The 26802-nt window shown below is 69.8% G+C and carries 26 protein-coding genes, 1 tRNA gene and 1 other RNA gene; 13 read left to right on the top strand and 15 right to left on the bottom strand.

The features are described 5' to 3' along the window. The first annotated feature begins 4 nt into the window (after positions 1 to 4). Positions 5 to 577: a peptide deformylase gene (gene def / locus AC4D2E_RS05125; RefSeq protein ID WP_490951850.1), complete on the top strand. Its 573-nt coding sequence runs from the start codon at positions 5 to 7 to the stop codon at positions 575 to 577. Between the two features lie 29 nt (positions 578 to 606). Here def and AC4D2E_RS05120 read toward each other — a convergent pair whose 3' ends face one another. Further along, positions 607 to 1899, bottom strand: coding sequence for an MFS transporter (locus tag AC4D2E_RS05120; RefSeq protein ID WP_104165333.1), 1293 nt, complete (start codon positions 1897 to 1899; stop codon positions 607 to 609). A gap of 562 nt (positions 1900 to 2461) precedes the next feature. Continuing rightward, positions 2462 to 2860: RNase P RNA component class A (rnpB, locus tag AC4D2E_RS05115), an RNA gene on the bottom strand. An 80-nt stretch (positions 2861 to 2940) separates the two neighbouring features. Here rnpB and AC4D2E_RS05110 point away from each other — a divergent pair. Further along, positions 2941 to 3702 (top strand): YaaA family protein, encoded by a 762-nt coding sequence (locus AC4D2E_RS05110; protein ID WP_490951849.1) that lies wholly within the window; start codon positions 2941 to 2943, stop codon positions 3700 to 3702. Positions 3703 to 3771: 69 nt separating this feature from the next. On the opposite strand, the gene AC4D2E_RS05105 is transcribed toward AC4D2E_RS05110, so the two are convergent. From AC4D2E_RS05105 to AC4D2E_RS05095, 3 genes are all read right to left on the bottom strand, one after another. After that, positions 3772 to 4743: a reverse transcriptase-like protein gene (locus tag AC4D2E_RS05105; RefSeq protein WP_490951848.1), complete on the bottom strand. Its 972-nt coding sequence runs from the start codon at positions 4741 to 4743 to the stop codon at positions 3772 to 3774. After that, on the bottom strand, positions 4740 to 5489 hold the full coding sequence (locus AC4D2E_RS05100; RefSeq protein WP_490951847.1) for a zinc ribbon domain-containing protein: 750 nt from the start codon (positions 5487 to 5489) through the stop codon (positions 4740 to 4742). The genes AC4D2E_RS05105 and AC4D2E_RS05100 overlap by 4 nt, the downstream gene beginning before the upstream one ends. An 86-nt stretch (positions 5490 to 5575) precedes the next feature. Next, positions 5576 to 6484 (bottom strand): Nif3-like dinuclear metal center hexameric protein, encoded by a 909-nt coding sequence (locus AC4D2E_RS05095; RefSeq protein ID WP_104165339.1) that lies wholly within the window; start codon positions 6482 to 6484, stop codon positions 5576 to 5578. Between the two features lie 105 nt (positions 6485 to 6589). Between AC4D2E_RS05095 and msrA the strand changes: the two genes are divergently transcribed. The 3 genes from msrA to epsC all read left to right on the top strand — a co-directional run bounded on the left by msrA (position 6590) and on the right by epsC (position 8794). Continuing rightward, positions 6590 to 7114 carry a peptide-methionine (S)-S-oxide reductase MsrA gene (msrA, locus tag AC4D2E_RS05090; protein ID WP_104165340.1) on the top strand — a complete coding sequence of 175 codons (525 nt, stop codon included), beginning with the start codon at positions 6590 to 6592 and terminating at the stop codon, positions 7112 to 7114. 111 nt (positions 7115 to 7225) lie between these two features. Beyond that, complete coding sequence (gene cysK / locus AC4D2E_RS05085; protein ID WP_104165342.1) at positions 7226 to 8161, top strand: cysteine synthase A; 936 nt, start codon at positions 7226 to 7228, stop codon at positions 8159 to 8161. A gap of 45 nt (positions 8162 to 8206) precedes the next feature. Then, the gene (epsC, locus tag AC4D2E_RS05080; protein WP_104165343.1) at positions 8207 to 8794 is read left to right on the top strand and encodes a serine O-acetyltransferase EpsC; all 588 of its coding nucleotides are present in this window, start codon (positions 8207 to 8209) and stop codon (positions 8792 to 8794) included. Between the two features lie 77 nt (positions 8795 to 8871). Here the strand turns inward: epsC and gnd are convergent, their stop codons facing one another. After that, positions 8872 to 10308 (bottom strand): NADP-dependent phosphogluconate dehydrogenase, encoded by a 1437-nt coding sequence (gnd, locus tag AC4D2E_RS05075; RefSeq protein WP_490909488.1) that lies wholly within the window; start codon positions 10306 to 10308, stop codon positions 8872 to 8874. Positions 10309 to 10537: 229 nt separating this feature from the next. Between gnd and rlmN the strand changes: the two genes are divergently transcribed. Both rlmN and AC4D2E_RS05065 read left to right on the top strand, forming a co-directional pair. Further along, positions 10538 to 11764, top strand: coding sequence for a dual-specificity RNA methyltransferase RlmN (gene rlmN, locus AC4D2E_RS05070; protein WP_490909489.1), 1227 nt, complete (start codon positions 10538 to 10540; stop codon positions 11762 to 11764). Positions 11765 to 11854: 90 nt separating this feature from the next. Then, a tRNA-Val gene (locus AC4D2E_RS05065) sits at positions 11855 to 11930 on the top strand. Between the two features lie 90 nt (positions 11931 to 12020). Here the strand turns inward: AC4D2E_RS05065 and AC4D2E_RS05060 are convergent. From AC4D2E_RS05060 to AC4D2E_RS05035, 6 genes are all read right to left on the bottom strand, one after another. Next, positions 12021 to 13052, bottom strand: coding sequence for an acyltransferase family protein (locus AC4D2E_RS05060; RefSeq protein WP_490951846.1), 1032 nt, complete (start codon positions 13050 to 13052; stop codon positions 12021 to 12023). Between the two features lie 96 nt (positions 13053 to 13148). Beyond that, on the bottom strand, positions 13149 to 13361 hold the full coding sequence (locus AC4D2E_RS05055; RefSeq protein ID WP_490951845.1) for a hypothetical protein: 213 nt from the start codon (positions 13359 to 13361) through the stop codon (positions 13149 to 13151). Positions 13362 to 13407: 46 nt separating this feature from the next. Then, positions 13408 to 14004: a hypothetical protein gene (locus AC4D2E_RS05050; protein ID WP_490951844.1), complete on the bottom strand. Its 597-nt coding sequence runs from the start codon at positions 14002 to 14004 to the stop codon at positions 13408 to 13410. Between the two features lie 115 nt (positions 14005 to 14119). Continuing rightward, positions 14120 to 15055 carry an NAD-dependent protein deacetylase gene (locus AC4D2E_RS05045; RefSeq protein WP_490951843.1) on the bottom strand — a complete coding sequence of 312 codons (936 nt, stop codon included), beginning with the start codon at positions 15053 to 15055 and terminating at the stop codon, positions 14120 to 14122. A gap of 23 nt (positions 15056 to 15078) precedes the next feature. Next, positions 15079 to 15543 carry a redoxin domain-containing protein gene (locus AC4D2E_RS05040; RefSeq protein ID WP_104165355.1) on the bottom strand — a complete coding sequence of 155 codons (465 nt, stop codon included), beginning with the start codon at positions 15541 to 15543 and terminating at the stop codon, positions 15079 to 15081. 3 nt (positions 15544 to 15546) lie between these two features. After that, on the bottom strand, positions 15547 to 15966 hold the full coding sequence (locus AC4D2E_RS05035) for a DUF3052 domain-containing protein (RefSeq protein ID WP_104165356.1): 420 nt from the start codon (positions 15964 to 15966) through the stop codon (positions 15547 to 15549). Between the two features lie 348 nt (positions 15967 to 16314). Here AC4D2E_RS05035 and aceE point away from each other — a divergent pair, with 348 nt between their 5' ends. From aceE to fabF, 6 genes are all read left to right on the top strand, one after another. Then, entirely contained in the window at positions 16315 to 19068 is a 2754-nt protein-coding gene (gene aceE / locus AC4D2E_RS05030; protein WP_490951842.1) for a pyruvate dehydrogenase (acetyl-transferring), homodimeric type, read from the top strand. A 114-nt stretch (positions 19069 to 19182) separates the two neighbouring features. Further along, entirely contained in the window at positions 19183 to 20499 is a 1317-nt protein-coding gene (locus AC4D2E_RS05025; protein ID WP_490951841.1) for a PucR family transcriptional regulator, read from the top strand. Between the two features lie 78 nt (positions 20500 to 20577). Next, entirely contained in the window at positions 20578 to 21543 is a 966-nt protein-coding gene (locus tag AC4D2E_RS05020; protein WP_490951840.1) for an ACP S-malonyltransferase, read from the top strand. Beyond that, entirely contained in the window at positions 21540 to 22595 is a 1056-nt protein-coding gene (locus tag AC4D2E_RS05015; RefSeq protein ID WP_490951839.1) for a beta-ketoacyl-ACP synthase III, read from the top strand. The genes AC4D2E_RS05020 and AC4D2E_RS05015 overlap by 4 nt, the downstream gene beginning before the upstream one ends. A gap of 76 nt (positions 22596 to 22671) precedes the next feature. Continuing rightward, entirely contained in the window at positions 22672 to 22917 is a 246-nt protein-coding gene (locus AC4D2E_RS05010; protein ID WP_104118510.1) for an acyl carrier protein, read from the top strand. 115 nt (positions 22918 to 23032) lie between these two features. Next, positions 23033 to 24268, top strand: a complete 1236-nt coding sequence (gene fabF, locus AC4D2E_RS05005) for a beta-ketoacyl-ACP synthase II (protein WP_104165365.1) — start codon at positions 23033 to 23035, stop codon at positions 24266 to 24268. Positions 24269 to 24339: 71 nt separating this feature from the next. On the opposite strand, the gene AC4D2E_RS05000 is transcribed toward fabF, so the two are convergent. The 3 genes from AC4D2E_RS05000 to AC4D2E_RS04990 form a co-directional block, all read right to left on the bottom strand. Beyond that, positions 24340 to 24843, bottom strand: coding sequence for a DUF3145 domain-containing protein (locus AC4D2E_RS05000; protein ID WP_104165366.1), 504 nt, complete (start codon positions 24841 to 24843; stop codon positions 24340 to 24342). A gap of 225 nt (positions 24844 to 25068) precedes the next feature. Next, positions 25069 to 26001, bottom strand: coding sequence for a tyrosine recombinase XerC (locus AC4D2E_RS04995; RefSeq protein WP_490951838.1), 933 nt, complete (start codon positions 25999 to 26001; stop codon positions 25069 to 25071). Positions 26002 to 26152: 151 nt separating this feature from the next. Continuing rightward, a complete protein-coding gene (locus AC4D2E_RS04990; RefSeq protein ID WP_490951837.1) occupies positions 26153 to 26776 on the bottom strand; it encodes a methylated-DNA--[protein]-cysteine S-methyltransferase in 624 nt (207 codons plus the stop codon). Positions 26777 to 26802: the final 26 nt, after the last annotated feature.

The raw sequence follows: 26802 nt of genomic DNA, 5'->3' as shown, positions 1-26802 counted from the left end.
TTCCATGACCGTCCACCCCATCACGATCGCCGGCGAGCCGGTCCTGCACCGGCGCGCCCTCCCTGTGGAGGCGTTCGACGACGCGTTGCGCACCCTCATCGCCGACATGTTCGAGACGATGGACGTCGCCAACGGGGTGGGCCTCGCCGCCCCGCAGATCGGCGTGGGGTTGCGCGTCTTCGTCTACGGGATGGAGAACGACGACGACGTCGCCCCGCGCGGTGTCCTCGTCAACCCGACGCTCGTGATCTCGAAGGTTCCCGGATCCGATCCCGATCCTGAGGACGAGGCGGAGGGCTGCCTGTCCGTCCCGGGCGAGTCCTTCGCCCTCAAGCGGGCCGACTGGGCGCGGGTGTCCGGGTTCGACGGCGACGGCGTGCCCGTCGAGTTCGAGGCCACGGGGTGGTTCGCCCGCTGCATGCAGCACGAGTACGACCACCTGGACGGCAGGCTCTACGTGGATCGCCTCGACAACCGGCAGGGACGCAAGGCGAGTAAGGCGATGAAGAACAACGGCTGGGGCGTGCCCGGCCTCACCTGGCTGCCCGGCGTGGACCCGGACCCGTTCGGTCACTAGCAGGACCGGATCGGGGTCGGGTTCCGGCGTCAGGGCTTCCTCGCCGCTTCGACCCGGGCTGCCGGAGCCGGGGCCTGGGCGAGGTCCTCCAACCGCTTCACGCCGCGCAGGGGGCCCAGCAGCGCCACCAGCGGAGCGGTGCACGCGATGAGGACCCCGATCAGGACCGCATCACGGATGCCGACGGTCTCCGCCAGGACTCCCGCCAGCAGGCTGGCGAGCGCGAGCATGCCCCAGCTCACTGTGCGCGACGCAGCCCCGAGACGGCCCATCATGTCCGGCGGGCACACGCGCTGGCGGAAGCTCGTACCGACGACGATGTTCCAGGAGACACTGGCGCCCATCACGAACATGCCGAGGAGTCCCCAGAGCATCCCGGCGCCGGGCGTGAGGATCAGGAGGGAGGCGTAGCCGAGCACGCCGGGCACCATGGACCAGCGCCACAGCGGCCCCGACCCGAAGCGCTCGCCCAGGGAGTTGGCCGTGACCCCGCCGACGGCTCCTCCGACGGACGACGCGGCCAGCAGCAGGCCCAGCCACAGTTCCGACTCCCCCAGGGTCCTCAGCACCAGCAGCACGAGCAGGGACGCGGAGATGTTGCCGCCGAGGTTCCAGAGCGCGGCGTTGAGCAGGAGGGCGCGCAGCGGGGCCGTGCTGAAGGTGTAGCGCAATCCGTCCCACATCTCCCGGACGATCCGAGGATCACTCCGCGGGCGGACCACTTCCTTCACATCGAGGCGCTGGATGGCCGCAAGCGCGATGACCGACGTCGTCACCTGAACGATCAGCGTGTTGGAGGCGCCGACCGCACCGGTGAGCCACCCCCCGGCGGAGCGTCCTGCCGCGTCCGCCGCGGCACCGGACCCGGTGATCAGGCCGTTGCCCTCCATGAGCTCGTCCGGGGTGACGGCCTGCTGCACCAGGGCGGCGTCCGCCAGCTGGAAGAAGACGCCGGCCACACCCGCGACGAAGGCGGCGGCGAACAGCAAGGGAGTGCTGAGGAAACCCCACCAGTAGCCGACGGGCAGGAGGGCGAGGACCAGGACGCGGACGGAGAGGGACGCGAGCATCACCGGCTTACGCGGCAGCCTGTCGACCCACACGCCGATGAGCAGCCCGCAGAGGAGCCAGGGCAAGAAGGTCATGCCGGCGAGGGCGGCGACCTCGAAGTTGCTGGCATCGAGTTCCACCGCGGCGATGACGGGCAGCGCCACCGCTGCGACGGCGTTGCCGAGCACACCGAACGTGCTGGAGACCATCAGCGCGCGGAAGTTCCCGTTGCGCACCAACAGGTGTCGTTCGGCAGCGCCCCCAGTGCTCATCCGATCACCCTAAGCCAGAGCTCCTCGTGTGACAGGCAGGCCGTGACCACTTGCCGGCCGATGGTTCATCGGGTCTTGACGAGTTCCCGGAGACCACCGATAATGTTTCGACTGGGCAACGGAAAAGTGGGACCGTTGTTCCCGATTCCTCCCTCGGCTTAGCCGGGGCCCTGCGATTGCAGCGTGATCGGCGGAAGCGCACCATGGAGGTGGGAGTGCGTCCCGCGGTCGTTCCCCCAGCAGTATCGCGGTCGACGAGCTCCCGAGGCGGCTATAGACGCCGGGCGGTCCCCCTACCTCTTGAGACCGGGTACGGGGGACCGTTTAATGACGGTGACCGCGCAGCCGGGTCGAGGCGAACGGGCCGACCCCGAGCCCCAGCAGAAGGCCGACCCGTTCATACCGCAGCGCTTGCGTACGAGACCCGCAGCGATGTTCACACAGTAGGACGAGCGGGGTCCCGCGACAACGTATGACGCGCCGGAGACCGTGCCGTGCTTCCGGATCGCACGGGGACCGCATCCGATCCGGGGAGCCGGCCGATGGGTGGATGGCAGGTCGAGGGATGGGTCGACCGATACGCCGGGTTCTGTCATCGCGCGCCGTCACCGACGCGCGAGTAGCGACCATCCATCTACGGACGCCGTTGCCGACGCCCTCCAGCGGCCTACCCGTGCACTCGGGCGGGCAGCCCTCGAGCGCGCACTGTCTGGCCTTGCTCCGGGTGGGGTTTACCGAGCCGCGCCGGTCACCCGGCACGCTGGTGGTCTCTTACACCGCCTTTTCACCCTTACTGCCCGCGCCGGCCGAAGCCTGCGGCGGAAGCGGTCTCTTTTCTGTGGCACTGGCCTGCGGGTTACCCCGAGTGGGCGTTACCCACCACCCTGCCCTGCGGAGCCCGGACGTTCCTCGGTGGAGCGGGTGCTCTCGCACCGTCCAACGCGGCCGCCTGGTCGACCCATCCAGCTCCCATTCTAGGTGACCAGGACACCGCCGGCTGCCGCGCACGGACGGCCTGCCCGGGTTGGATACAGTGGATCGGTGCTGATCCTGCTCCCCCCGTCCGAAGGCAAGTCCGCAGCCCGTACGGGTGCACCGCTCCACCTGGACGACCTCCACTTCCCCGAACTCAACGACGCGCGCAGGGCCGTGCTCGGCGCCCTGAGGGCCGCCAGTGCTGCAGACGACGCGCATGCGGTCCTCGGCGTCGGGGCATCCCTCGCCGAGGACGTGGCGAGGAACCTGGTGCTCGACGTCGCGCCCGCCGCTCCCGCCCACGACATCTACTCGGGGGTCCTGTACGACGCCCTCGGCTACGCCGGGATGACCGCCGTGCAGAGACGCAAGGCACGGGAGCAGTGCGTCGTCGTCTCCGCCCTGTGGGGAGCCGTGGCGTTCGGCGACCGGATCCCCGCCTACCGCCTGTCGATGGCGGTGGACCTCCCGGGCACGGGGCGGCTCGCCACCTACTGGAGGAAGCACCTCGCGGCTCCCCTGGCGCTCCACGCGGGCGACGGCCTGATCGTCGACTGCCGGTCCAGCACCTATGCGGCGGCCTGGACCTCGCCACCGCAGCAGAGCGCTGCCGTCAACGTGTTCCAGATCCGGAACGGGAAGCGGACGGTCGTCTCGCACTTCGCGAAGCACACCCGGGGCGAGCTCGCCCGGCACCTGCTCACGCGGCGCGGCGCCGTCCCCGCGACGCCGGCTGCCCTGCTCGGGGCGGCCCGCGAGAAGTGGACGGCCGACCTGCAGCCGGCCACCTCGCGGAAGCCCGCGCAGCTCGACATCGTGCTCGACTGACGCCTCGCTCCGCCGGCCGCGACGACGTGCCGAAGCGTGAAACGCCGTGCCGAAGCGTGAAGCCGGCGGTCAGTCGGCGACGAGCTCCACCTCGAACCCCTCGGCGTTCTCGAGGTACGCGGCGTAGTGGTCGGGGCCGCCCGCGAAGGGATGGCGGTCGGCGAACAGCAGCGACCAGCCGTGACTGGCTGCGCGGCGGACCAGGAGGTCGACGTCGGCGCGTGAGCCCGCGCGGAACGCGAGGTGGTTCACCCCGGGACGACGGCGGTCGTGGCCGCCCGCCGCGACATCCGGGCCGCTCTCCAGGACCACGTAGAACTCCTCGGAGCCGAAGCTCACGCCGTTCTTCCACGACTCCCTGCGGGGGAAACCGAGCCGCTCGAGCAGCCAGCCCAGGCTGGCGTCCGCCGCGGGAAGATCCCTCGTCCATACCTCGACGTGGTGCAACCGACCCGCACGGCGGGGCGCCTCCTGCACGGGGGCGTCGCGCGCCGTCGAGGGTGCGCTCGACGCCGCGGTCGAGGCCCCGGCGGTGGCGCGGGGCTTCCAGTCGACGCCGGCCATCCCGGCATCCATCGCCTCGTTGGAGAGCCGGTCGGCGTCCTTGTTCCGCTCGCGCGGGATCCATTCGTACGTCACGCGCCGCGGATCCAGGACCTTCCGCGCCCTCGCCGCCAGGACGCGCATGTCCGCGTGCTTGATCTGCCAGCGCCCCGACATCTGCTCGACGACGAGCTTGGAATCCATCTTCACGTGCACGGCCGCCTGCGGGTTGATCTCCCGGGCGAGCTCCAGTCCGGACACAAGTCCGGAGTACTCGGCGACGTTGTTGGAGGCCTTGCCGATGTAGGCCGCCTTCTCCACGAGGATGCGGCCCGTGTCGGGATCGCGCACGAGGGCGCCGTATCCGGCGTGTCCGGGATTGCCCCGTGACCCGCCGTCGGCCTCGACGACGAGGCGCGCGGGGAGGTCCTGCCGCACGTGGTCCTGGGCCGCGTCCTGGTCCTGCGCATAGGGGTCGAACAACTGCTGATCCGTCACGGCTGCTGGTTTCCCCAGTCACTCGAGCGGACGAGGATGCAACCCGAGTCGGGGCAGAGGACGACGTCGTCGGGCGCGGCCGCGGAGATGTCGGCGAGATCGCCGGGGCTCAGTTGCATGCCCGATCCCTCGGACTTGCCGTGGAAGAGCCGCGCGGCACCCACGCCGCGACGGGCGAGGATCCGCTCGTAGATCGTCAGGAGCCCTGCGTCGAAGGTGGCGGCGAGCTCGTCCCGCTGCGCCTGCACCCGGGCGCGCTGGGCATCGACGTCGGCCAGTTCGGCGTCCCGGGCGTCCTCGAGGGCCTTGAGCTCGGCGCGGACGCCGTTCGTGCGCCCCTGCACCTCGGCCTGCGCGGCCCGCGCCGTGTCCACCCGCTCCATGACATCGAGTTCGACGTCCTCGAGGTCCGACCGCCGCTTCGTGAGGGTGGCGACCTCGTGCTGCAGCGCGGTGAGGTCCTTCGAGGTCCCGGTTCCGCTGTTGAGCCGCTTCTCGTCGCGTTCGAGCCGGTTGACGACGGACTGGACCTCGTCCTCCGCGCGGGTGAGCTCGCGCTGCAGGTCCCCGAGCTCGGTGGTCGCCCGGACGAGTTCGGCGTCCACGTCCGCCACCCGGCCGGCGACGATCCCGATCTCGGGATTGCTGCGCGCGGCGGCGGCCTGGCGAGAAAGCTTGTTGAGGGTCGAATCGAGGGCCTGCAGGTCGAGCAGGCGGAGTTGTTCCTCGGGTGCAGCCTTGGCCACGGTAAACCTCCAGGATGGGTCGGATGGGGCACGACGAGCGGGGGTTGGCGTCGTCCCAGCCTAGGCCACGCCGCCCGGGGCGGCGGTCAGTGACCGGGTGTCAGGACGAAGTCCCACGGGTCGGTGTTGACCCCGCTCACCCGGATGTCCGTGGTGAAGCCCTGATCGGTGAGGACGCCGGCGAGGGCTTCGGCGGCGGGCGTCAGCCACAGCCACTCGCTGCCGAAGTGCGAGACGTCGATCAGGTAGGGCGTGGCACCGGCCGCTGCCTCCCGAACCTCCGACGCCGGGTGGTGCCGGAGGTCCGCGGTCACATAGACGTCGGCCCGGCTCGACCGGACGCGGTCGAACAGGGAATCGCCCGCGCCGCCGCAGACGGCGACCCGCCGCACCAGCGCGTCCTTGTCGCCGGCGACCCGCACACCGCCCGCCACGGCGGGAAGGATGGAGAACACCACTTCCGCGAAGTCACCGAGCGTCACCGGCGATCCGAGGTTCCCGACCCGGCCGATGCCCTCCTCGGGCAGCCCGTCCGCCGCCGGGGTGAGAGGCTGCACGTCCTGCAGGCCGAGGGCGTCCGCCAGCACGTCGGACACTCCGCCCACCGCGCTGTCGCCGTTGGTGTGGACCGTGACCAGGGCGCAGCCTGCCTCGATCAGCCGATGGATGGCTTCCCCCTTGAACCCCGACGCCGCGACGGAGGAGACGGGCTTGAGAAGCAGCGGGTGGTGGGACACGATCATCGTCGCGCCCCAGTCGAGGGCCTCGTCGAGGACGGCCGCCGTGGGATCCACGGTGAAGAGGATCCTGTCCGCCCGCTTCCCCGACCGGCCGGCCACGAGCCCCACCTCGTCCCAGTCCTCCGCGAGGCTCTCGGGCCATAGTTCCTCGATGGCCAGGAGTACGTCGCCGACGGTCGGAGCATGCATGCCCGGTGGTTCGGGTGCGTCGATGCCGGACGGAGCGACGCCGGAGTCGTGCTCGTTCTGGTCCATGACACCAGTAATACCCGCCGAAGCAGGGCCCGCCAAGTCCGCCCCGTCCACCGGCGGCGGAACAGGCGCGGGAATCATCGGCACGTGGCGCGCATTGACACAGTCATGAAGACTTTTGTGCTTGGAGGGGGCTGCTTCTGGTGCCTCGATGCCGTCTACCAGAAGACCCGCGGCGTGACGGAGGTCGTCTCCGGATACACCGGCGGCCATACGAGGCACCCGGACTATGACAGCGTGTGTTCGGGGATCACGGGACACGCCGAGGTGGTCGCGGTCAGCTTCGACGAGGACGTCGTGCCCGAGGACGTCATCCTGGACATGTTCTTCGTGTCCCACGACCCCACCACCCTCAACCGGCAGGGCTACGACGTCGGAACCCAGTACCGCAGCGTCATGTACTACCAGGACGCCGCGCAGAAGGAACTCTTCGAGGACGCCATCCGCCGCAACCAGGAGAACTGGAAGAACCCGATCGTCACGGAGGTCAGCCGGCTCCCCCATTTCCACGTCGCCGAGGACTGGCACCAGAACTACTACGCGAAGCACCCCGAGCAGGGCTACTGCCAGGTGATCATCAACCCGAAGCTCGCGAAGGCCCGGAAGTATTACGCCCAGTGGCTGGCCGCGTAGGAGCACCGGCGCCCGGCCGTTAGGCTGACCGCCGTTGCCCCGGGGCGCGCCCGCGCCGCCCCACCCACGACGACTCCCCGTACGCTGAACCCCCGAAAAGGCAGGCTCCCCATGGCAAAGATCTACGACGACGTCACTCAACTGGTCGGGCGCACCCCCCTCGTCCGCCTCAACCGGCTGACCGAGGGACTCGGGGCGCAGGTCGCCGTCAAGCTCGAGTTCTACAACCCCGCCAACAGCGTCAAGGACCGCATCGGCGTCGCCATCATCGACGCCGCCGAGAAGGCGGGCGCCCTGCGCCCCGGCGGCACGATCGTGGAGGGGACCTCCGGCAACACGGGGATCGCCCTGGCGATGGTAGGGGCGGCCCGCGGGTACAAGGTGGTGCTGACCATGCCGGAGACCATGTCCACCGAGCGGCGCGTCATGCTCCGGGCCTACGGCGCCGAGATCGTCCTCACCCCCGGATCCGAGGGCATGCGGGGCGCCGTCGACCGCGCCAAGGAGATCGTGGCGACGACCGAGAACGCCATCTGGGCCCAGCAGTTCGCGAACGCGGCGAACCCCGAGATCCACCGCACCACCACCGCCGAGGAGGTCTGGGAGGACACCGACGGCGAGGTGGACATCTTCGTGGCCGGTGTGGGCACCGGCGGGACGATCACCGGCGTGGGCCAGGTCCTCAAGGAGCGCAAGCCCGGCGTGCAGATCGTCGTCGTCGAGCCCGCCGACTCGCCCATCCTCAACGGCGGCGCCCCCGGCCCGCACAAGATCCAGGGCCTCGGCGCCAACTTCGTCCCGGACAACCTCGACCGCGACATCTACGACGAAGTGATGGACGCGACCGTGGAGGACTCCGTGCGGGTGGCCCGCGCGCTCGGTACCCAGGAGGGCATCCTCGGCGGGATCTCGTCGGGGGCCATCGTCTGGGCGGCGCTCGAACTCGCGAAGCGCCCCGAGAACGCCGGTAAACTCATCGTGGCCGTGGTGTGCGATTTCGGCGAGCGCTACATCTCCACCATCCTGTTCGACGACATCCGCGGCTGATCCCGCCGCGACGTCCGTCCCAACCACTCCACGAAAAGGTAGCCGGTGAGCTTTCTAGAACGACTGCGTGAGGACCTCGAGACCGCGCGCACCCACGATCCGGCTGCGCGTGGCCCGTTCGAGACCACCGTCGTGTACTCGGGGCTGCACGCCATCTGGGTCCACCGCCTGACCCACCGCATGTGGCGCGACGAGAGGCTCCGATTCCCCGCTCGCGCGCTGGCCCAGCTGGCGCGCGCCCTCACCGGCGTCGAGATCCACCCGGCGGCCACCATCGGTCGTCGGTTCTTCATCGATCACGGGATGGGGGTCGTGATCGGGAGCACCGCGGAGATCGGCGACGACGTCATGCTGTACCAGGGCGTCACCCTGGGCGGACGCTCGCTTGAGAAGGTCAAGCGCCATCCCACCATCGGGGATCGCGTCACGATCGGCGCGGGCGCGAAGGTCCTCGGGCCCATCACCATCGGTGCGGGCAGCGCGGTCGGCGCGAACGCCGTCGTGGTCAAGGACACGCCCCCGGACTCGATCATCACCGGCATCCCGGCGACGTTCCGCCACCGGGACTCGCGCCGGGAGACACAGCCGGCCGTCGATCCCGCGGAGTACGTGGACCCGGCCATCTACATCTGACGCGGCACCGTCGGACGACGAGAGCCCCGGACCGAGGTCCGGGGCTCTCGTCGTCCGTGCCGTCGCTGACGGCCCGGTCAGTGGGTGTCGACGGCCTCGATCTCGGACTTGTCCTCGCCCCACAGCGTGTGGAAGGTGCCCTCGCCGTCGACCCGGTTGTAGGTGTGCGCGCCGAAGAGGTCGCGCAGGCCCTGCGTCAGGGCGGCCGGCAGGCGCTTGCGGCGCAGGCCGTCGTAGTAGGCCAGCGACGCCGAGAAGACCGGTACGGGGATGCCCAGCTGGACGGCGGTGGCGACCACGCGGCGCCAGGCCGGCACGGCGCCGGCGATCGCCTCGGCGAAGGCGGGGGCCAGCAGGAGGTTGGCCGGGCGGTCGCTGCCGGCGTACGCCTTCATGATGTCGTCGAGGAGCTCGGCGCGGATGATGCAGCCGGCCCGCCACAGGGACGCGATCTCGTCGAGCCTCAGGTCCCAGCCGTACTCCTTCGCCGCGGCCGTGAGCATGTCGATGCCCTGCGCGTAGCTCACGAGCTTCGAGGCGTACAGCGCGAGTCGGACATCCTCCACGAACGTGTCCGGGAGCTCCACCGTCCCCTCATGCCCCTGCAGGACGTCCTGGGCCTGGAGGCGCTGCTCGAGCTGGGAGGACAGGGCGCGCGCGAAGACGGACTCGGCGATGCCCGACGTCGGGCTGCCCAGTTCCAGCGCCGACACGACGGTCCACCGGCCGGTCCCCTTCTGCCCGGCGGCATCGACGACGACGTCGACGAACGGCCTGCCGGTGCGCGCATCCGTGTGGCCGAGCACCTCGGCGGTGATCTCGATGAGGAACGAGGACAGCGTCCCGGCGTTCCAGTCCGTGAAGATCGTCGCCTGGTCGGCCGGCTCGATGCCGGCGCCGGAGCGCAGGAGGTCGAAGGCCTCCCCGATGACCTGCATGTCCGCGTACTCGATGCCGTTGTGCACCATCTTCACGAAGTGGCCGGCGCCGTCCGTGCCGATCCAGCGGCAACAGGGCTCCCCGTTGTACTTGGCGGAGATCTTCTCGAGCATGGGACCCAGCGAGTCGTAGGCCTCGCGGGACCCGCCGGGCATGATGGACGGGCCCAGGAGCGCACCCTCCTCCCCGCCGGAGACACCCACACCGACGAAGTGCAGGTCGTGCGCGGACAGGGCCGCCTCACGGCGGCGGGTGTCCTCGTAGTGGGAGTTGCCGCCGTCGATCACGATGTCCCCGGGCTCCAGCAGCGGCACCAGCTGCTCGATCACGGAGTCCACCGGCTTGCCGGCCTTCACCATGATGAGCACCCGGCGGGGCTTCTCCAGCGCGTCGACGAGTTCCTGCATGGTCTCCGTGCGGATGAACTCGCCGTCCCCGCCATGCTTCTCCAGCAGGGCGTACGTCTTCTCGTTGGATCTGTTGTGCAGGGCCACGGTGTAGCCGTTGCGGGCCAGGTTGCGGGCGAGGTTGGCTCCCATGACTGCCAGGCCCGTGACGCCGATCTGTGCGCTCAATGTGTTCTCCGTCGTTGGTCGACTGCATGCAACGCGCTGCATGTGCCGGTGCTTCGGGCGCGTTCCCACGCGGCTCCTCCGGTCGCTTTCACACTATTACCGTCGCGCTCCGCGCCGCCACACCCGCGGGCCTCCGCGGCGTTATGTGTCGCCCGGCTCACGCATTCCGTGAGCTGTCCACCGTGCCCCCGGCTGGGACGCTGGTGCCATCCGTGAAAGAATGATAAGGATGTCCGACGTTACCGTTACCCCTCCTGCCCTTGCCCCCGCCTCCTCGCGCCCCCAGGTGCGCCCCGAGGTGGAGGGCGCCCAGCCGATCGTCGCCAGCGACGGCAGGCCGCTCCTGCAGTTCAAATCCCCGCGGGTCAGCCAGCCGCCGGTACACCTGGCGGACCTGACCCTGCCGGAGCGGCAGGAGCGGCTGAAGGAACTGGGACACCAGGGCTTCCGCGCCAAGCAGCTGTCCACTCATTACTTCTCGCACTACAGCACCGACCCCGCGGCGATGAGCGATCTGCCGAAGGCCGGGCGCGAGGAACTGGTCGCGGCCATGTTCCCGCCGCTGCTCACCGAGGTGAAGCGCCTGACCACGGACAACGGCGACACCATCAAGTTCCTGTGGCGCCTCTTCGACGGCGCCCTCGTGGAGTCGGTGCTGATGCGCTACCCGGGCCGGGTGACGCTCTGCGTGTCCTCCCAGGCCGGCTGCGGCATGAACTGCCCGTTCTGCGCGACCGGCCAGGCGGGCCTGACGCGCAACATGTCGACCGCGGAGATCGTCGACCAGGTGGTCGCCGCGAACCGCGCCCTGGCCGAGGGCGCCCTCGGCGACCTGCGCACGGACGGCGGGCACGACGCCGACCGCGTCACCAACATCGTCTTCATGGGCATGGGTGAGCCGCTGGCGAACTACAAGCGCGTCATGGCCGCCCTCCACCGCTTCGTGGACGACTCCCCCGAGGGCCTCGGCATGTCCGCACGCAACATCACGGTGTCGACGGTCGGCCTCGTGCCGGCGATCAACAAACTCGCCGCGGAGTCCCTCCCGGTCACCTTCGCGCTGTCCCTCCACGCGCCCGACGACGAGCTCCGCGACGAGCTGATCCCGGTCAACACGCGCTGGAAGGTCGACGAGGCGCTGGACGCCGCCTACAACTACTACCGGGTCACCGGACGGCGCGTCAGCATCGAGTACGCGCTCATCAAGGACATGAACGACCACCCCTGGCGCGCGGACCTGCTGGCGAAGAAGCTCAACCAGCGCGGGCGCGGCTGGGTGCACGTCAATCCGATCCCGCTCAACCCCACGCCCGGATCCATCTGGACGGCCTCCGAGAAGAGCGTCTCCACCGAGTTCATCAACCGGCTGCGGGACGCCGGTATCCCGACGACGCTCCGCGACACCCGCGGCAAGGAGATCGACGGCGCGTGCGGCCAGCTCGCCGCCGAGGAGTAGGCGTGCCAGGATTGGCGCGGACGATCGGCGAGCCGGTATAGTCGATCCTCGTGATGCCGCCCTGGCCGATGGTCCGGTGTCACGGGATGAGGGTCTTTAGCTCAGCTGGTAGAGCGCCACGTTTACACCGTGGATGTCATCGGTTCGATCCCGGTAGGACCCACCACTCGAAACCCCGCCATTCCTGGGACGACTCCCGGGATGGGCGGGGTTTTCTGCTGCCCGCGTCATTCCCGGGCAGCAGGAAACCCCGCGATCAGGTGGCGCGTGGCATCCCGAGAAACACCTGGGAGAGTGGTGTCCGATGGAGGATCATGGCGACAGCCCACGGCAGGACCAGCGCCGCAACCAGTACCCAGAACGACCTCTCCGTGTCCGGTACGGCAAGGAGCCACAGAACGTAGGTGTGGGTCAGCACCACCATCAGGCAGCCCGCAGCAAACCTTTCGGACAGGACATGGACCGATCCGGGCAGCAGGGGAAAGACGCCCTCGAGCATCAACAAGAGGCCGACGGTGATCAGCACCGCTACGACAACACTGAGAACCGGCGTGCCGAGCTCGCCGTACTTCATGTCCAGTGGTGCCGACACCCCGGCGACGACAGGCACGACCCCCACGACGAGGCACACCGCCCCGACCCGGACCGGCCCGCGCACCCGACTGCGGAGGTGCTGCAGTGCCTGACCCGCGAGCATGAAGACGAGCGCGGCGCCGGCCACCCCGATGGACAAGGGCAGCGGGGCGAGGACCTCCCTGAACACGTGCGTGACGACCGCAAGATCGACGATGAGCGCGGTCCGGAGGACGAGGGGGACACGCTCTAGTGCCCGGAACATGAGGGCCGAAAGAAACAGCGCGGTCATGAACCAGTACGCACCGAACGGTCCCGCGTTGAGGGACCCGCCCATGAGAGGCAGGATCACGGCTTCGGGTGCCAGCGACCCGCGCTGACGAAGGATGCCGACATGAACGATCAGGGTCACGGCCAACCATGCCAGGTACGGCGTCATGATCGTCCGGAAGCGTTTCTTCGCCTCCGTCACCTCCGCCCGTCGAGCACCCGGCCTCCGAGTCCTCCAGAGGTATCCGGCGAGCAGGAAGAACACAGGGACGTGCCACGTGTAGAGCCCTGCGTCGACGAGCGGACCCGACCAGACATGCCCGGCGACGACACCGACGACCGCGAGGACACGCAGAGCGTCAATGGCTCCGGATCGGGTCGCTGTGGCGCCTGGTGCTGGTGCGCGCAGGGTCGCCACGTGCTCCTCCCGGTCGAAGTGGTCCATCCCAAGGTAGGCGTCGCCCCTTGAGGTGTGGGTTCACAACCTTCGCTGCCGCACACCGCGGGGACAAGTAGTCCGGGGTCCCCGCTGCGGCGACGGTCAGCGCTTCTTCAGAACGGCGATCAGCCTCCCGGCCAGGACGATGAGCATCAGGGACGCGCCCACCACGAAGAGAAGGGCGAGCCACAGAGCCGGCCCGCCGTCGTCGTCGACGCCGAGACCCAGCCTGCGGGCGGCGATGGACAGCGCGATCATGCTCGCGCCCGCCACGAAGACCGCCGTCCTCCGATCCCACCGCCACTGTCCCAGCACGCCGTCCACTCTAGCCGCAACCTGACCGCGACGGGCTCGCGCGCTCCTACCGCTGCGCCTCGACCACACCGACCGGCTTGCCGTCGGCGAAGGTGACCACGTAGTCCTGGCCCATGATGCCGACGACGCACTCCTGCGCCCCGGTGAGGCGGCAGTCCTCGCCCGCACCGGGCGACGTCGGCGGGTCCTCGAAGATCGGTTCGAGGAGCTCGGGCGCGATGCCGGGGGGCGTGGGCTCGAAGAACGGTATGGACCCGGGCCGCAGGCAGGTATGGGGATCGGCGGGGTCGGTCCACCAGGCGCCCTCCTCGGTGATCGGGCACTGCGGGGAGGGAGGCGGAGGCGGGACCTCCGACAGGAGGTCGCCCTCCGGTCCGGCGTCGACGGGAGGCGGAACCTGGACCGTCGTCGTGGTCACCGGAACCACCTCGACCGGGTCCTCGGTGGATGCGCCTACGGCAGGAGGACCATCCGCGGCCCCGGGGACCGCAGGAATCGCCATCGACGGGGTGGTCGCCGCGCGGGGGCCTGCCACGGCGTGGTCCGCGACCGTCCCGCCCTGGACGTCCAGCGCCAGGGGTGCCGCGACCAACGCCGCGGCGGATCCGAAAGCCAGCAGAAGAGATCGTGTCGTGTGCCGCATTGTTCCACCTTGCTTGAGAGACCTGATGGACCGACGCTACGGCGGTGCGTGCGGTGCCGACACCGAAGCCACTACTCGGACGGAAAGTTGACTACCTGGGGACGCAGTGCTCTCCCTACGGCTGCGTCAGGTCCGGGAGCCGTCCGGCGAGGTAGGTGAGCGCCTCGGAGACACCCGCCTCGATCTTGAGCGAGGCGAACTCGTCCCCGCGCGTCCATCCGCGGTTGATGATGACGACGGGCTTGCCCGCCTTCGCCGCGTGGCGGACGAACCGCAGCCCGCTCATCACGGTCAGCGAGGAACCGGCGACCAGCAGCGCGGCGGCGGCGTCGACCATGGCGTACGCGTCGGCGACGCGGCCCTTGGGCACGTTCTCGCCGAAGTACACGAAGTCGGGCTTGAGCATGCCGCCGCACGCGGGGCACGGGGCCATCAGGAAATCGCCGGTGTCGTCCACGTCGGCATCGGCGTCGGGGGCGATGTCCCCGGCGCCGGACTCCCGCTCGAGGTAGCCCGGATTCAGTGCCTCGAGGATCTCCGCGATCCGGGACCGCGCAAAGAGTGAGGCGCACTGCAGGCATACCACGCGGTCGAACGTCCCGTGCAGGTCGATGACGTTGATGCTGCCGGCCGAGGAGTGGAGCCTGTCGACGTTCTGCGTGATGAGGCCGGACAGCAGGCCCCGCTGCTCCAACCGGGCGACGGCGGCGTGCCCCGCATTGGGGTCGGCCCGGCGGAGGTGCCGCCACCCCAGGTGGTTTCGCGCCCAGTAGCGGCGCCGGAGCGCCTCGTCACCGACGAACTGCTGGTAGGTCATCGGGTTCCGGGGCACCGACTGCGGGCCGCGGTAGTCCGGGATGCCGGAGTCGGTACTGAGCCCGGCACCGGTCAGCACGACCAGTCGCAGCCCGCCGAGCAGGGCGACGGCCTCGTCGAGGGGGCCGAGCTCGGCCGGCTGCAGCACCGGGAGGACCGACGCCGGGGGCTCGCGCACGAACCCCGTCAGCCCGAGCCCCGGGTTCGATTCCGGTCCGGGCAGGTCGTCACGCATCCGCATGCCGCCGCCCGGACCGGTCACAGGGCCGCTTCGACCGAGCTCAGCGCCTGGGCGTAGTCGGCGATCGGCCGGCCCTGCCCATGGGGTGAGGACACGACGGCACGGACCACGCCCGCACCATCGAGCACGTAGCTGACGCGTTCGGCGTAGCCCTGCTCCTCGTCGAACGCCCCATAGGCGCGCGTGGTCGCGCCGTGCGGCCAGAAATCGGCCAGGAGGTCGAAGGAGATGTCATTCGCGTCGGCGAAGGCCCGCAGCGTGTACTTGTGGTCCACCGAGACCGCCACGAGCGTGACGCCGGCGGCGTCGAACAGTTCCAGACTGTCCCGGAGCTGGCCGAGCTCGTCGGTGCAGACGCGGGAGAACGCGAAGGGGAAGAAGACGACGACGGAGCCGCCGACAAGGGACGACCGCGTCACGGTCTCGCCGAACTGGTTCGCCAGGGCGAACCCGGGTGCCACCGTTCCGACGTCGAGGGGCACGTCCTACTGCTTCCGGCGGTTGACGAGCCGGGTGGCGGCCCATTCCTTGGACACACCGGCGGAGGACGTGGAGTGCAGTCCTGCCGTCGGGGCGGCTTCCTGGATGTCGGCGGGCGGTACGTATCCGGGTCGGCCCGACTTCGGGGTGAGGAGCCAGACGACCCCGTTGCCGCCCAGCGAGGTCAGGGCGTCCACGAGAGCGTCCACCAGATCGCCGTCGCCGTTCCGCCACCAGAGGAGGACACCGTCGACGACGTCCTGGTCGTCCTCCGTGAGCAATTCGGACCCGATGCCGTCCTCGAGGGTTTCGCGGAAGTCGAAGTCGACGTCGTCGTCGTACCCGAGTTCCTGGACAAGATCCCCCTGCTTGAAACCCAACTTGCCTGCCACGTCGACCGCGGTGGCGGCTTCAGCCTCGCTCACTTGTCTCCTCCTGGAAAGACGGGACTGTCGCCCGACGGGTCCTGCTATAGATGTGCATGTCTACCAGCCAACACCTTTCTGCGCCCAGCATCAAGCCAGCGGGCGGATTTCGGGTGCGGCGTCGCCGCGCACGTCCGGCTCTCCTGCGGGGGACGCCCCCTACACGCCCTCGGCGTAATCTGTCCGGCGGCCCGGCTCCCGCTACGCATCGGACGCACGGCGGCGATAGAGTAAGGCACTATATGGCCTGGGTGGCTTACGCCGGGCATACATCTCTGCGCGGGCCTACGAGCCGTGTGCAGGCATAAAGCGACACAGACAGAATCTGTGGAAGTGGAGAGACATCACGTGGCTGCAGAACAAGGTACGGCGGACATCCTCAGCGGTCTGACCGTTGGCAAACCCGACGGGGACCCCGAGGAGACCGCCGAGTGGATCGAATCCCTCGACGAGCTGATTCGCGTCCAGGGCACCGAACGTGCGCAGTACATCATGCGCTCGCTCCTCCAGCGGGCCGGCGCCCAGTCCGTCGGCGTGCCGATGGTCACGACGACCGACTACGTCAACACCATCCCGGCGGACCAGGAAGCGGAGTTCCCGGGCGACGAGGAGATCGAGCGCAAGTTCCGCGCCTGGATGCGCTGGAACGCGGCCGTGATGGTGCACCGCGCGCAGCGCCCCGAGATCGGCGTCGGCGGTCATATCTCGACGTACGCCGGCGCGGCGACCCTCTACGAGGTGGGCTTCAACCACTTCTTCAGGGGAAAGGACCACCCGGGCGGCGGCGATCAGATCTTCTTCCAGGGACACGCCTCCCCCGGCATGTATGCGCGTGCCTACCTCGAGGGACGCATCACCGAGGAGGACCTCGACGGGTTCCGTCAGGAGAAGTCGAAGGAGGGCCACGCCCTCTCCTCCTACCCGCACCCCCGCCTGATGCCGCACTTCTGGGAATTCCCGACCGTGTCGATGGGCATCGGCCCCATGAACGCCATCTACCAGGCGCAGTCGAACCGCTACCTGCACAACCGCGGCCTGAAGGACACCTCGGAGCAGCAGGTCTGGGCGTTCCTCGGCGACGGCGAGATGGACGAGCCCGAATCGCGCGGCCTGCTCCAGCTCGCCGCGAACGAGAACCTGGACAACCTCAACTTCGTGATCAACTGCAACCTGCAGCGCCTCGACGGGCCGGTCCGCGGCAACGGCAAGATCATGCAGGAGCTCGAGGCCTTCTTCCGCGGCGCCGGCTGGAATGTCATCAAGGTGGTCTGGGGCCGCGAGTGGGACTCGCTGCTCGCCAAGGACCACGAGGGCGCCCTGGTGGACATCATGAACCAGACGCCCGACGGCGACTACCAGACCTACAAGGCCGAGTCCGGCGGCTTCGTCCGTGACCACTTCTTCGGCAAGTCGCCCGAGACCAAGGCCATGGTCGAGGACCTCACCGACGCCGAGATCTGGAACCTCAAGCGCGGCGGCCACGACTACCGCAAGGTGTACGCGGCGTACAAGGCCGCCACCGAGTTCAAGGGCAAGCCGACGGTGATCCTGGCGAAGACGGTCAAGGGCTACGGCCTGGGCCCGCACTTCGAGGGCCGCAACGCGACCCACCAGATGAAGAAGCTCACCAACGCCGACCTGAAGGCGTTCCGCGACCACCTGCGGATCCCGGTCACCGACGAGCAGATCGACGACGACCTCTACAACGCCCCGTACTACCACCCGGGCGCCGACGCACCCGAGATCAAGTACATGCTCGAGCGCCGCCGTGAGCTCGGCGGCTTCGTCCCCGAGCGCCGGACCAAGCACGCGGACGTCGTGCTGCCCGGCGACAAGGCGTACGAGACCGCCAAGAAGGGGTCCGGGAAGCAGATGGCCGCCACCACCATGGCGTTCGTGCGCATCCTGAAGGACCTCATGCGCGACAAGGAGTTCGGCAAGCGCATCACGCCGATCATCCCCGACGAGGCACGCACCTTCGGCATGGACTCGTTCTTCCCGACGGCCAAGATCTACAACCCCAAGGGCCAGAACTACCTGTCCGTGGACCGCGACCTCGTCCTCGCCTACAAGGAGTCCATCCAGGGCCAGATCCTCCACGCCGGCATCAACGAGGCGGGATCCATGGCAGCCTTCACGGCCGCCGGCACCGCCTACGCCACCCAGGGCGAACCGCTGATCCCGATCTACGTCTTCTACTCGATGTTCGGTTTCCAGCGCACCGGCGACTCCATCTGGGCCGCAGCCGACCAGATGGCGCGGGGATTCATCATCGGGGCGACCGCCGGACGCACCACGCTGACCGGTGAGGGCCTCCAGCACGCCGACGGCCACTCGCCGATCCTCGCCTCGACGAACCCCGCCGTCATCACGTACGACCCGGCGTTCGGCTACGAGATCGGGCACATCGTCCGCGACGGGCTCAACCGGATGTACGGGGACATCGGCGACAAGCCGGAATCCTTCCGCAACGTCATGTACTACATCACGGTGTACAACGAGCCGTTCCAGCAGCCCGGCGAGCCGGAGGAACTGGACGTCGAGGGCCTGCTCAAGGGCATCTACCTCCTGAAGCCCGCGAAGGTCGACGGACCGAGGACCCAGCTCCTCGCCTCCGGTGTCGCCGTTCCGTGGGCCCTCGAGGCGCAGCAGATCCTCGCCGACGAGTGGGGGGTCTCGGCCGACGTCTGGTCCGTGACCTCCTGGAACGAGCTGCGCCGCGACGGCCTGGACGCCGAGGAGGACGCCTTCCTCAACCCGGGCGCCGAGGCACGCAAGCCGTTCGTCACGCAGCAGCTCGAAGGCGCCACGGGTCCGATCGTCGCGGTCTCCGACTTCATGAAGGCCGTCCCCGACCAGATCCGGCAGTTCCTGCCGAACGAGTTCGCGACCCTCGGAGCCGACGGCTTCGGCTTCTCGGACACCCGCGCGGCGGCACGCCGGTTCTTCAAGATCGACAGCCACTCCGTCGTGGTCCGGGCGCTCGAGATGCTCGCCCGCCGCGGCGAGGTCGACGCCAACGCGCCGAAGGAAGCGATCGAGAAGTACCGGCTGCTCGATGTGAACGCCGGAACCACCGGCAACACGGGTGGCGACGCCTAGGTCCCGGTTCCCCAGGGGCGACGGCGGGAGCAGTGCATACTGCGCCCGCCGTCGCCCTTTTTGTAGCCTTCACACAAATGGGAGGCCACGGGCCGGAGACCGTATGCTCGGAGGATGCCGCAGCTTGACGACGTCCCTCCCAGCGTCCCGACGACGGGAGGGGCGACGAACGCGGGCGCCGCTCCCCCGGATCCGGCGACCGTCGAGAAGCTGCGCGCCACCATCGGGTCGCTGTCCACCGCGACGCTGCGGCAGCTCGACGCCGACCTGCCGTGGTACCGCGGACTGCGGCCCGACGAGCGCTCCGCGCTCGGGATGGTGGCGCAGAAGGGCATCGCGTCCTTCGTCAACTGGTACCAGAAGCCCGTCTCACCGGCCTGGGTCCTCAGCGACGTCTTCGGCACGGCGCCCACGGAGCTCACCCGTTCCATCAGCCTCCAGAAGGCCCTGCAGCTCATCCGCGTGGTGGTGCAGGTCGTCGAGGACCACGTGCCCTTCCTCGCGCCCGCCGCCGACCAGGGGCCCCTGCGTGAGGCCGTGCTCCGCTACTCGCGCGAGGTCGCCTTCGCCGCGGCCGACGTCTACGCCCGGGCCGCCGAAACTCGCGGATCCTGGGACACGCGGCTCGAAGCGCTCGTGGTGGACGCCATCCTGCGCGGCGAGAGCTCGGACGCCCTCCGCTCCCGGATCGCCGCCGTCGGGTGGAAGTCCCAGGCCCGCATCACGGTGATGGTCGGCAGCGCCCCGCAGGAACCCAACGCCGGCTTCCTCAACGAACTCCGCCGCGTGACCGGCCGGCTGGCCGAGGACGTCCTCGTGGGTATCCAGGGAGAGCGGCTCATCCTCGTGCTGGGCGGTGTCCGCGACGCGGACAAGGCGTATCCGAGGATCAGCGAACTCTTCGGCGACGGCGCCGTCGTGTTCGGCCCCGAGGCGGAATCGCTCGTCGCCGCGAGCAGCTCGGCCCAGGCGGCCTTCGCCGGGCTGACCGCCGCCCGCGCCTGGCCGGGAGCACCCCGGCCCGTCTCCTCCGAGGACCTGTGGCCGGAGCGCGTCATGTCCGGCGACGACACCGCGCGGCGCGCCCTGGTCAGGATGATCTACCGCCCGCTCCTCGCGGCCTCGAACGGGCTGGAGCAGACATTGTCCGCCTACCTCAGCCTCGGGCACTCGCTGGAGGCCACCGCGCGGTCCCTCTTCGTGCACGCGAACACCGTCCGGTACCGGCTCCGCCGCGTCTGCGACGTGACCGGCTGGGATCCTCTCGTCCCCCGCGAGGCGTACGTCCTCCAGACGGCGCTGGTCGTCGGCCGCCTAGCTCCACCCCAGGCGGCCAGCCCGGGAGCGGTGCCCGCAACGGGGCGTGCGGCACGTGCCGCACCCGCCGACCAGGGAGCGACGACGGCCGCCCCGCGGGCGGTGTCCTTGTAGACTTCCCACAAAGACCATCAGTGAGCTTGGTTCGGCCGAACACCCGATAATGCTCCGCCCATTTGGAAAGCTGGAAGAGTGCTTGCAATTGCCTGCCCCGGACAGGGCTCACAGACACCGGGCTTCCTGAGCCCCTGGCTCGAGCTCCCGGGAGTCCGCGAGCACCTGGAACAGCTCAGCGACCGTGCCGGCACGGATCTCATTCGTCACGGCACCGTCTCCGACGAGGAGAGCATCAAGGACACCGCCGTCGCCCAGCCGCTGATCGTCGCGGCCGGCCTCGTCACCGCGCGCCTGCTCCTCCAGGACCACCCGCTCACCGCGGCCACCGTGGTCGCAGGGCACTCCGTGGGTGAACTGACCGCCTCGGCCGTCGCGGGAGCGCTCAGCGAGGACGACGCCGTCGCCTTCGTCCGTGTGCGTGCCAATGCCATGGCCCAGGCCGCCGGCGCCCTGCCGACGGGCATGAGCGCCGTCCTGGGCGGCGATCCCGACGAGGTGGCCGCCGTGCTCGCGGACCTCGGGCTCACTGCCGCGAACGCCAACGGAGGCGGGCAGGTCGTCGCCGCCGGGACCCTCGAGCAGCTGGCGGCCCTCGCCGACGCTCCCCCGGCCAAAGCCCGCGTCATCGCCCTGAAGGTCGCCGGGGCCTTCCACACCGCTCACATGGCCCCGGCCGTGACGGCCCTCGAGGCATTGCGCCCCAGCCTCACGCCCAGCGACCCGCTCGCCACCCTCGTGTCCAACTATGACGGCCGGCCGGTCGCCGCCGGGGAGGGCAACCTGGACAGCCTGATCGCGCAGGTGTCGCGCCCAGTGCGCTGGGACCTCTGCATGGAGTCGATGCAGGCGATGGGTGTCACCGGGATGGTCGAGCTGTCGCCCGCGGGCACGCTGACCGGTTTGGCCAAGCGCGGAATGCGCGGTACGGCGGCACTCGCAGTAAAGTCGCCCGAGGACCTCGACGCCGCCCGCAGCTTCATCACGGAGCACTCGCGGACCCCGGACCTGGATCCGTCCCTTACCTCCGAAGGACCTCAGTGAGCATCACCGCCATCAAGCAAGCCCCCCTCCGCGAGCACACCCGCATCCTCGGCGTCGGCGCGTACCGGCCGGAGGTCATCGTCACCAACGAAGACGTGTGCCAGTGGATCGACTCCTCCGACGAGTGGATCCGGCAGCGGACCGGCATCGTCACCAGGCACCGTGCGCCCCGCGATGTCAGCGTCATCGACATGGCGGAGGCCGCCTCCCGTGAGGCGCTGGAAGCCGCGGGGATCGACGCGTCACAGCTCGGCGCCGTCCTCGTCTCGACGGTGACCCACCCCTACGCCACGCCGTCGGCGGCCGCGCAGCTGACCGACCGGCTGGGGGCGACGCCGGCACCGGCGTTCGACATCTCCGCGGCCTGCGCCGGCTACTGCTACGGCATCGCGCAGGGTGACGCCCTGGTGCATGCCGGCACCGCCGAGTACGTCCTCGTGGTGGGCGTCGAGAAGCTCTCCGACTTCATCGACAACGCCGACCGCACCATCTCGTTCCTCCTGGGCGACGGCGCCGGAGCCGTGGTGATCGGCCCCGGCGACACCGCGGGCATCGGCCCCTCCGTGTGGGGATCGGACGGCAGCAAGCACGAGGCCATCCGCATGAACCGATCCCTCATCGACGTGCGCGACTACGCCATCGGTGCCGTCGCCACGGACGCGGAGCGCGAGGCCGACGCCGAGCGCCAGAGCCTGTGGCCCACCATGGTCCAGGACGGCCCCACGGTGTTCCGCTGGGCCGTCTGGGAGATGGCCAAGGTCGCCCAGAGAGCCCTCGACGCGGCCGGCGTGACCGCGGACGACCTCGCGGTGTTCCTCCCCCATCAGGCCAACATCCGTATCATCGATGAGATGGTGAAGCAGCTGAAGCTCCCCGAGCACGTCTACGTGGCGCGGGACATCGTGGACGCCGGCAACACCTCGGCAGCCTCGATCCCCCTCGCCATGCACCGCACCCTCAAGGAACAACCGACGCTCAGCGGGAAGCTCGCCCTGCAGATCGGCTTCGGCGCGGGCCTCGTGTTCGGCGCGCAGGTCGTCGTTCTCCCCTAGTTTTCAAGCCCAGACCGCGAGAGTGCGGTTTGACCATCCCCGCCGGTGCACCGGCAAGAACAGAAAAGGAGCCACCATGGCTAGCAACGAAGAAATCCTGTCCGGTCTCGCCGAGATCGTCAACGAGGAGACCGGTCTTGCCCCCGAGTCCGTGGAGATGGACAAGTCCTTCACCGATGACCTGGACATCGACTCCATCTCGATGATGACCATCGTCGTCAACGCCGAGGAGAAGTTCGGCGTGCGCATCCCGGACGAGGAAGTCAAGAACCTGAAGACCGTCGGCGACGCCGTCAACTTCATCTCGGGCGCACAGGCCTAGTTCCTGCGGTTCCGAGCGCTGCGGCCGCTCCCGGCGTCCCCGCCGTGAGCGGCCGTACTCGTAATCCCCCCGCCCCGGTCGTGCCGGCGCACCTCCCAGCTTCGAAAGAGTGACCATGCCACGCAAAGTCGTCATCACCGGACTCGGTGCCACCACCCCTATCGGCGGGGACGTCCCGACCATGTGGGCCAACTCCCTCAAGGGGGTCTCGGGCGCACGGACCATCGAAGCCGACTGGGTGCAGAGGTACGAGCTGCCGGTCACCTTCGCCGCCCAGATCACGACCCCCGCGTCGGAGGTCCTCACCCGGGTCGAGGCCAAGCGGATGGACCCCTCCACCCAGTTCGCCGTCGTCGCCTCCCGCGAGGCGTGGCGGGACTCGGGCATCGAGGAGGTCGACAAGGATCGCCTGGCCGTCGCGTTCGCCACCGGCATCGGCGGCGTGTGGACGCTGCTCGACGCCTGGGACACGCTGCGCGAGAAGGGCCCCCGGCGGGTCCTGCCGATGACCGTGCCCATGCTGATGCCCAACGGTCCCGCGGCAGCCGTCAGCCTCGACCTCGGCGCCCGCGCCGGCGCCCACACTCCGGTGTCCGCCTGCGCCTCCGGCACCGAGGCACTGCACGTCGGCCTCGACCTGATCCGGTCCGGCAAGGCCGACGTCGTCATGTGCGGTGGCGCGGAGGCCGCGATCCACCCCATGCCGATCGCCGCGTTCGCGGCCATGCAGGCCCTGTCCCGGCGGAACGACGAGCCCGAGCTGGCATCGCGCCCCTACGACACGGACCGTAACGGCTTCGTCATGGGCGAGGGTGCGGGCGCACTCGTCATCGAGGCCGAGGAGCACGCCCTGGCCCGCGGTGCCCGCATCTATGCCGAGCTTGCCGGCACCTCCGTGACCGCGGACGCCTACCACATCACCGCCCCCGATCCCGAAGGCCTGGGCGCGACCCGCGCCCTCAAGGCGGCCCTGTTCGATGCCCGCGCCCAGGCGGAGGACGTCGTCCATGTCAACGCGCACGCCACCTCGACGCCGGTCGGCGACAAGCCCGAGTACACCGCGCTGAAGGCGGCCCTCGGCAGCCACGTGCATGACGTGGCGGTCTCGGCGACGAAGTCGCAGACCGGTCACCTGCTCGGAGCCTCCGGTGCCGTGGAAGCCGTCATGACGGTCCTCGCCATCCACGAGCGCAAGGCCCCCGTGACGATCAACCTCGACAACCAGGACCCCGAGATCCCCCTCGACGTCGTCACCGCCCCGCGCGACCTGCCTCAGGGCGACATCGTCGCCCTGAGCAACTCCTTCGGGTTCGGCGGCCACAACGCCGTCATCGTGGTCCGGAACGTCTGACCCCGGACAGCAGGAAAGGCGCCACCCGCGCGGGTGGCGCCTTTCCCGTGTGTGGGAGCGTATCCGGGCGGTCAGCCCACCTGATGCAGCCAGCGCACGGGGGCGCCCTCGGCGGCGTGGCGGAAGGGTTCGAGTTCCTCGTCCCACGACTCCCCGAGTGCGAGGGACAGTTCGTGATAGACGGCGGCGGGATCGCCGGCTCCCGCCTCGTAGGCGTAGCGGATGCGGTCCTCGGTCACCATGATGTTGCCGTGGACGTCCGTCGTGGCGTGGAAGATCCCGAGCTCGGGCGTGTGCGACCACCGGCCGCCGTCAGCACCGGCGCTCTGCTCCTCGGTGACCTCGTAGCGCAGGTGCGCCCAGCCACGGAGGGCGGAGGCGAGTTGCGCGCCCGCTCCCTGGGGGCCCACCCAGGAGAGCTCCGAGCGCAGCATTCCGGGCGCGGCAGGCTGCGGTGTCCACTCCATGTCGATGCGCTTGTCGAGCACCGAGCCGATCGCCCATTCGACATGGGGGCACAACGCAGTAGGGGCTGAGTGCACGTACAAGACACCGCGCGCCATCACAACAGACATTCCATCCTCCATAGCTGTAGGTACGTCTTCCCCAACGACCTGCAACGGATGATGACAGTGCGATGAACCTGGCAGAGCTTCCCGAGACCCTCCCGCGATACCACGCGGGATCCGCCTGACTCCTGCTCATTCTGCACGAGAGGAGTGAATTTCGCCACTTCGGCGCCCGCGCGCCTATCCCGTGGACAGGGTGCGTCGGACGCGGCGCCCCCGGGCGTCGGTGCGTCAGGCCCTGGGATGCGCCTGTTCGTAGCTGCGGCGGAGCCGGTCGACGGATACATGCGTGTACAGCTGCGTGGTGGCCAGGCTGGAGTGTCCGAGGATCTCCTGGACGGCACGGAGATCGGCACCGCCGTCGAGCAGATGGGTCGCAGCGCTGTGGCGCAGGGCGTGCGGCCCGCGCGCGGCGGTGTCGCCCAGCGCGTCGAGGGTCGTCCTGACCTGGGCTCGCACGGCGCGCGGGTCGATGCGTCCTCCGCGCCGTCCGAGGAAGAGGGCGGGACCGCTCTTCGACGTCACCCACTGCGGCCGTCCGCGGCGGAGCCAGTCGTCGACGGCGTGCGCGGCAGGGACGCCGTAGGGGACGGTGCGCTCCTTCGCTCCCTTGCCGAGCACGACGAGCGTCCGTCGCTCGGTGTCGAGGTCGTCGATGTCGAGACCCACCAGCTCGCCGACCCGGACACCCGTCCCGTACAGCAGCTCGAGCATCGCCCGCAGCTGCAGTTCGTGCGGGTCCCCCGGCCCGCTCCGCTCGGCCGCGTTCGTGAACATCGCGGCGGCCTGCGGCTGGCTGAGGACGGCGGGCAGGCTGCTGGTGCGTTTGGGGGCGCGCAGGCGGAGGGCCGGGTTGGCGGGGATCAGTTCCTCGCGGACCGCCCAGTCCATGAAGGTGCGGACGGATGCGGCGCGCCGGGCGATCGTCGCCCGGGAAAGCCCCGCGGTGTCGAGCGCACCGAGCCACGCGCGGAAGTGCCGCAGTTCCAGCTGCACCAGCGTGGTGACGCCCGAGTCCCCCGCGTGCAGCAGGAAGAGCTCGATGTCCTTCAGGTATGCCCGCACGGTGTGCTCCGAACGGTTGCGCTCCCGCGTCAGGTAGTCCCCGAATCTTTCGAGGCCGGCGCGGAGCTCGCCCGCCAGTACCGCGCCGCTGTCTGCCATGAAATCCTCCGCTCCCCAGTATCCACGGCATCCCGCGTCCCCTGGGTGCTCCGACACGGCGGGGCGTCCGCGGTTCCGGCGGCGGCCGGCCGGATCGCCACCGCGACCCGCCTCGGACCGGCGGTCCGGACCACCACGGCCCCGGGCCGGATCACCACCGGATGTCTGCCGCGGTCACCGGATCGGGAGGCGCACCGTGGGCGCGTTCCAGCTCCAGCAGTGCGGTCTTGGTCGCGGTTCCCGCGGCATATCCGACCACGGCGCCGGTGCTGCCGACCACCCGGTGGCCCGGCACGATGATCGATACGGGATTGCTGCGCACTGCCGCCCCGATCGCGCGACCCATGCGGGGGTTGCCGAGCCGGGTGGCGAGGTCGCGGTAGCTGCGGGTCTCTCCGTAGGGGATCGCCCTCAGTGCGGCCCAGACCCGTAGCTGGAAGGTCGTGCCGTGGAGTTCGACCGGGGACCCGAAGGCGCGCCGCGACCCTGCGAAGTACTCACCCAGCTCCCGGTCCGCCCGGAGGAGCAGAGCGACGGTAGCGGCGGGAGGTGTGATCGCCCGGTCCTCTGCTGTCGGCGGGGCACCCCGCCCGCCGAGCTGATCAGCGACGGCGCGGTGCCCGAGACGCACCGGGTCCGGCGCCGGGGCGTGCCCCGCGTGATAGAGACCGACGATCGCTCCGGCACAGGCGACGATCACCAGGGGCCCCACCTGTGACTGGAGCTCATGGTGCCACCGGTCGGTCCCCGGGTCGGCGGGACGGGTGCTGGTCATGGGAGTCCTCCTGGGGAGTGGGGTCT

The organism is Arthrobacter sp. TJ-265 (genome assembly GCF_058269135.1).
This window is presented reverse-complemented; position numbering and strand designations above follow the sequence as displayed.

What these genes read in the sequence shown, in the direction of transcription:
- AC4D2E_RS04995 (WP_490951838.1), bottom strand. Translation starts at nt 26,001, where the DNA reads ATGGCAGACAGCGGCGCGGTACTGGCGGGCGAGCTCCGCGCCGGCCTC.
- AC4D2E_RS05000 (WP_104165366.1), bottom strand. Translation starts at nt 24,843, where the DNA reads ATGTCTGTTGTGATGGCGCGCGGTGTCTTGTACGTGCACTCAGCCCCT.
- def (WP_490951850.1), top strand. Translation starts at nt 5, where the DNA reads ATGACCGTCCACCCCATCACGATCGCCGGCGAGCCGGTCCTGCACCGG.
- msrA (WP_104165340.1), top strand. Translation starts at nt 6,590, where the DNA reads ATGAAGACTTTTGTGCTTGGAGGGGGCTGCTTCTGGTGCCTCGATGCC.
- rlmN (WP_490909489.1), top strand. Translation starts at nt 10,538, where the DNA reads ATGTCCGACGTTACCGTTACCCCTCCTGCCCTTGCCCCCGCCTCCTCG.
- AC4D2E_RS05045 (WP_490951843.1), bottom strand. Translation starts at nt 15,055, where the DNA reads ATGCGTGACGACCTGCCCGGACCGGAATCGAACCCGGGGCTCGGGCTG.
- AC4D2E_RS05010 (WP_104118510.1), top strand. Translation starts at nt 22,672, where the DNA reads ATGGCTAGCAACGAAGAAATCCTGTCCGGTCTCGCCGAGATCGTCAAC.
- AC4D2E_RS05095 (WP_104165339.1), bottom strand. Translation starts at nt 6,484, where the DNA reads ATGGACCAGAACGAGCACGACTCCGGCGTCGCTCCGTCCGGCATCGAC.
- AC4D2E_RS04990 (WP_490951837.1), bottom strand. Translation starts at nt 26,776, where the DNA reads ATGACCAGCACCCGTCCCGCCGACCCGGGGACCGACCGGTGGCACCAT.
- AC4D2E_RS05050 (WP_490951844.1), bottom strand. Translation starts at nt 14,004, where the DNA reads ATGCGGCACACGACACGATCTCTTCTGCTGGCTTTCGGATCCGCCGCG.
- AC4D2E_RS05025 (WP_490951841.1), top strand. Translation starts at nt 19,183, where the DNA reads ATGCCGCAGCTTGACGACGTCCCTCCCAGCGTCCCGACGACGGGAGGG.
- fabF (WP_104165365.1), top strand. Translation starts at nt 23,033, where the DNA reads ATGCCACGCAAAGTCGTCATCACCGGACTCGGTGCCACCACCCCTATC.
- cysK (WP_104165342.1), top strand. Translation starts at nt 7,226, where the DNA reads ATGGCAAAGATCTACGACGACGTCACTCAACTGGTCGGGCGCACCCCC.
- AC4D2E_RS05120 (WP_104165333.1), bottom strand. Translation starts at nt 1,899, where the DNA reads ATGAGCACTGGGGGCGCTGCCGAACGACACCTGTTGGTGCGCAACGGG.
- AC4D2E_RS05060 (WP_490951846.1), bottom strand. Translation starts at nt 13,052, where the DNA reads ATGGACCACTTCGACCGGGAGGAGCACGTGGCGACCCTGCGCGCACCA.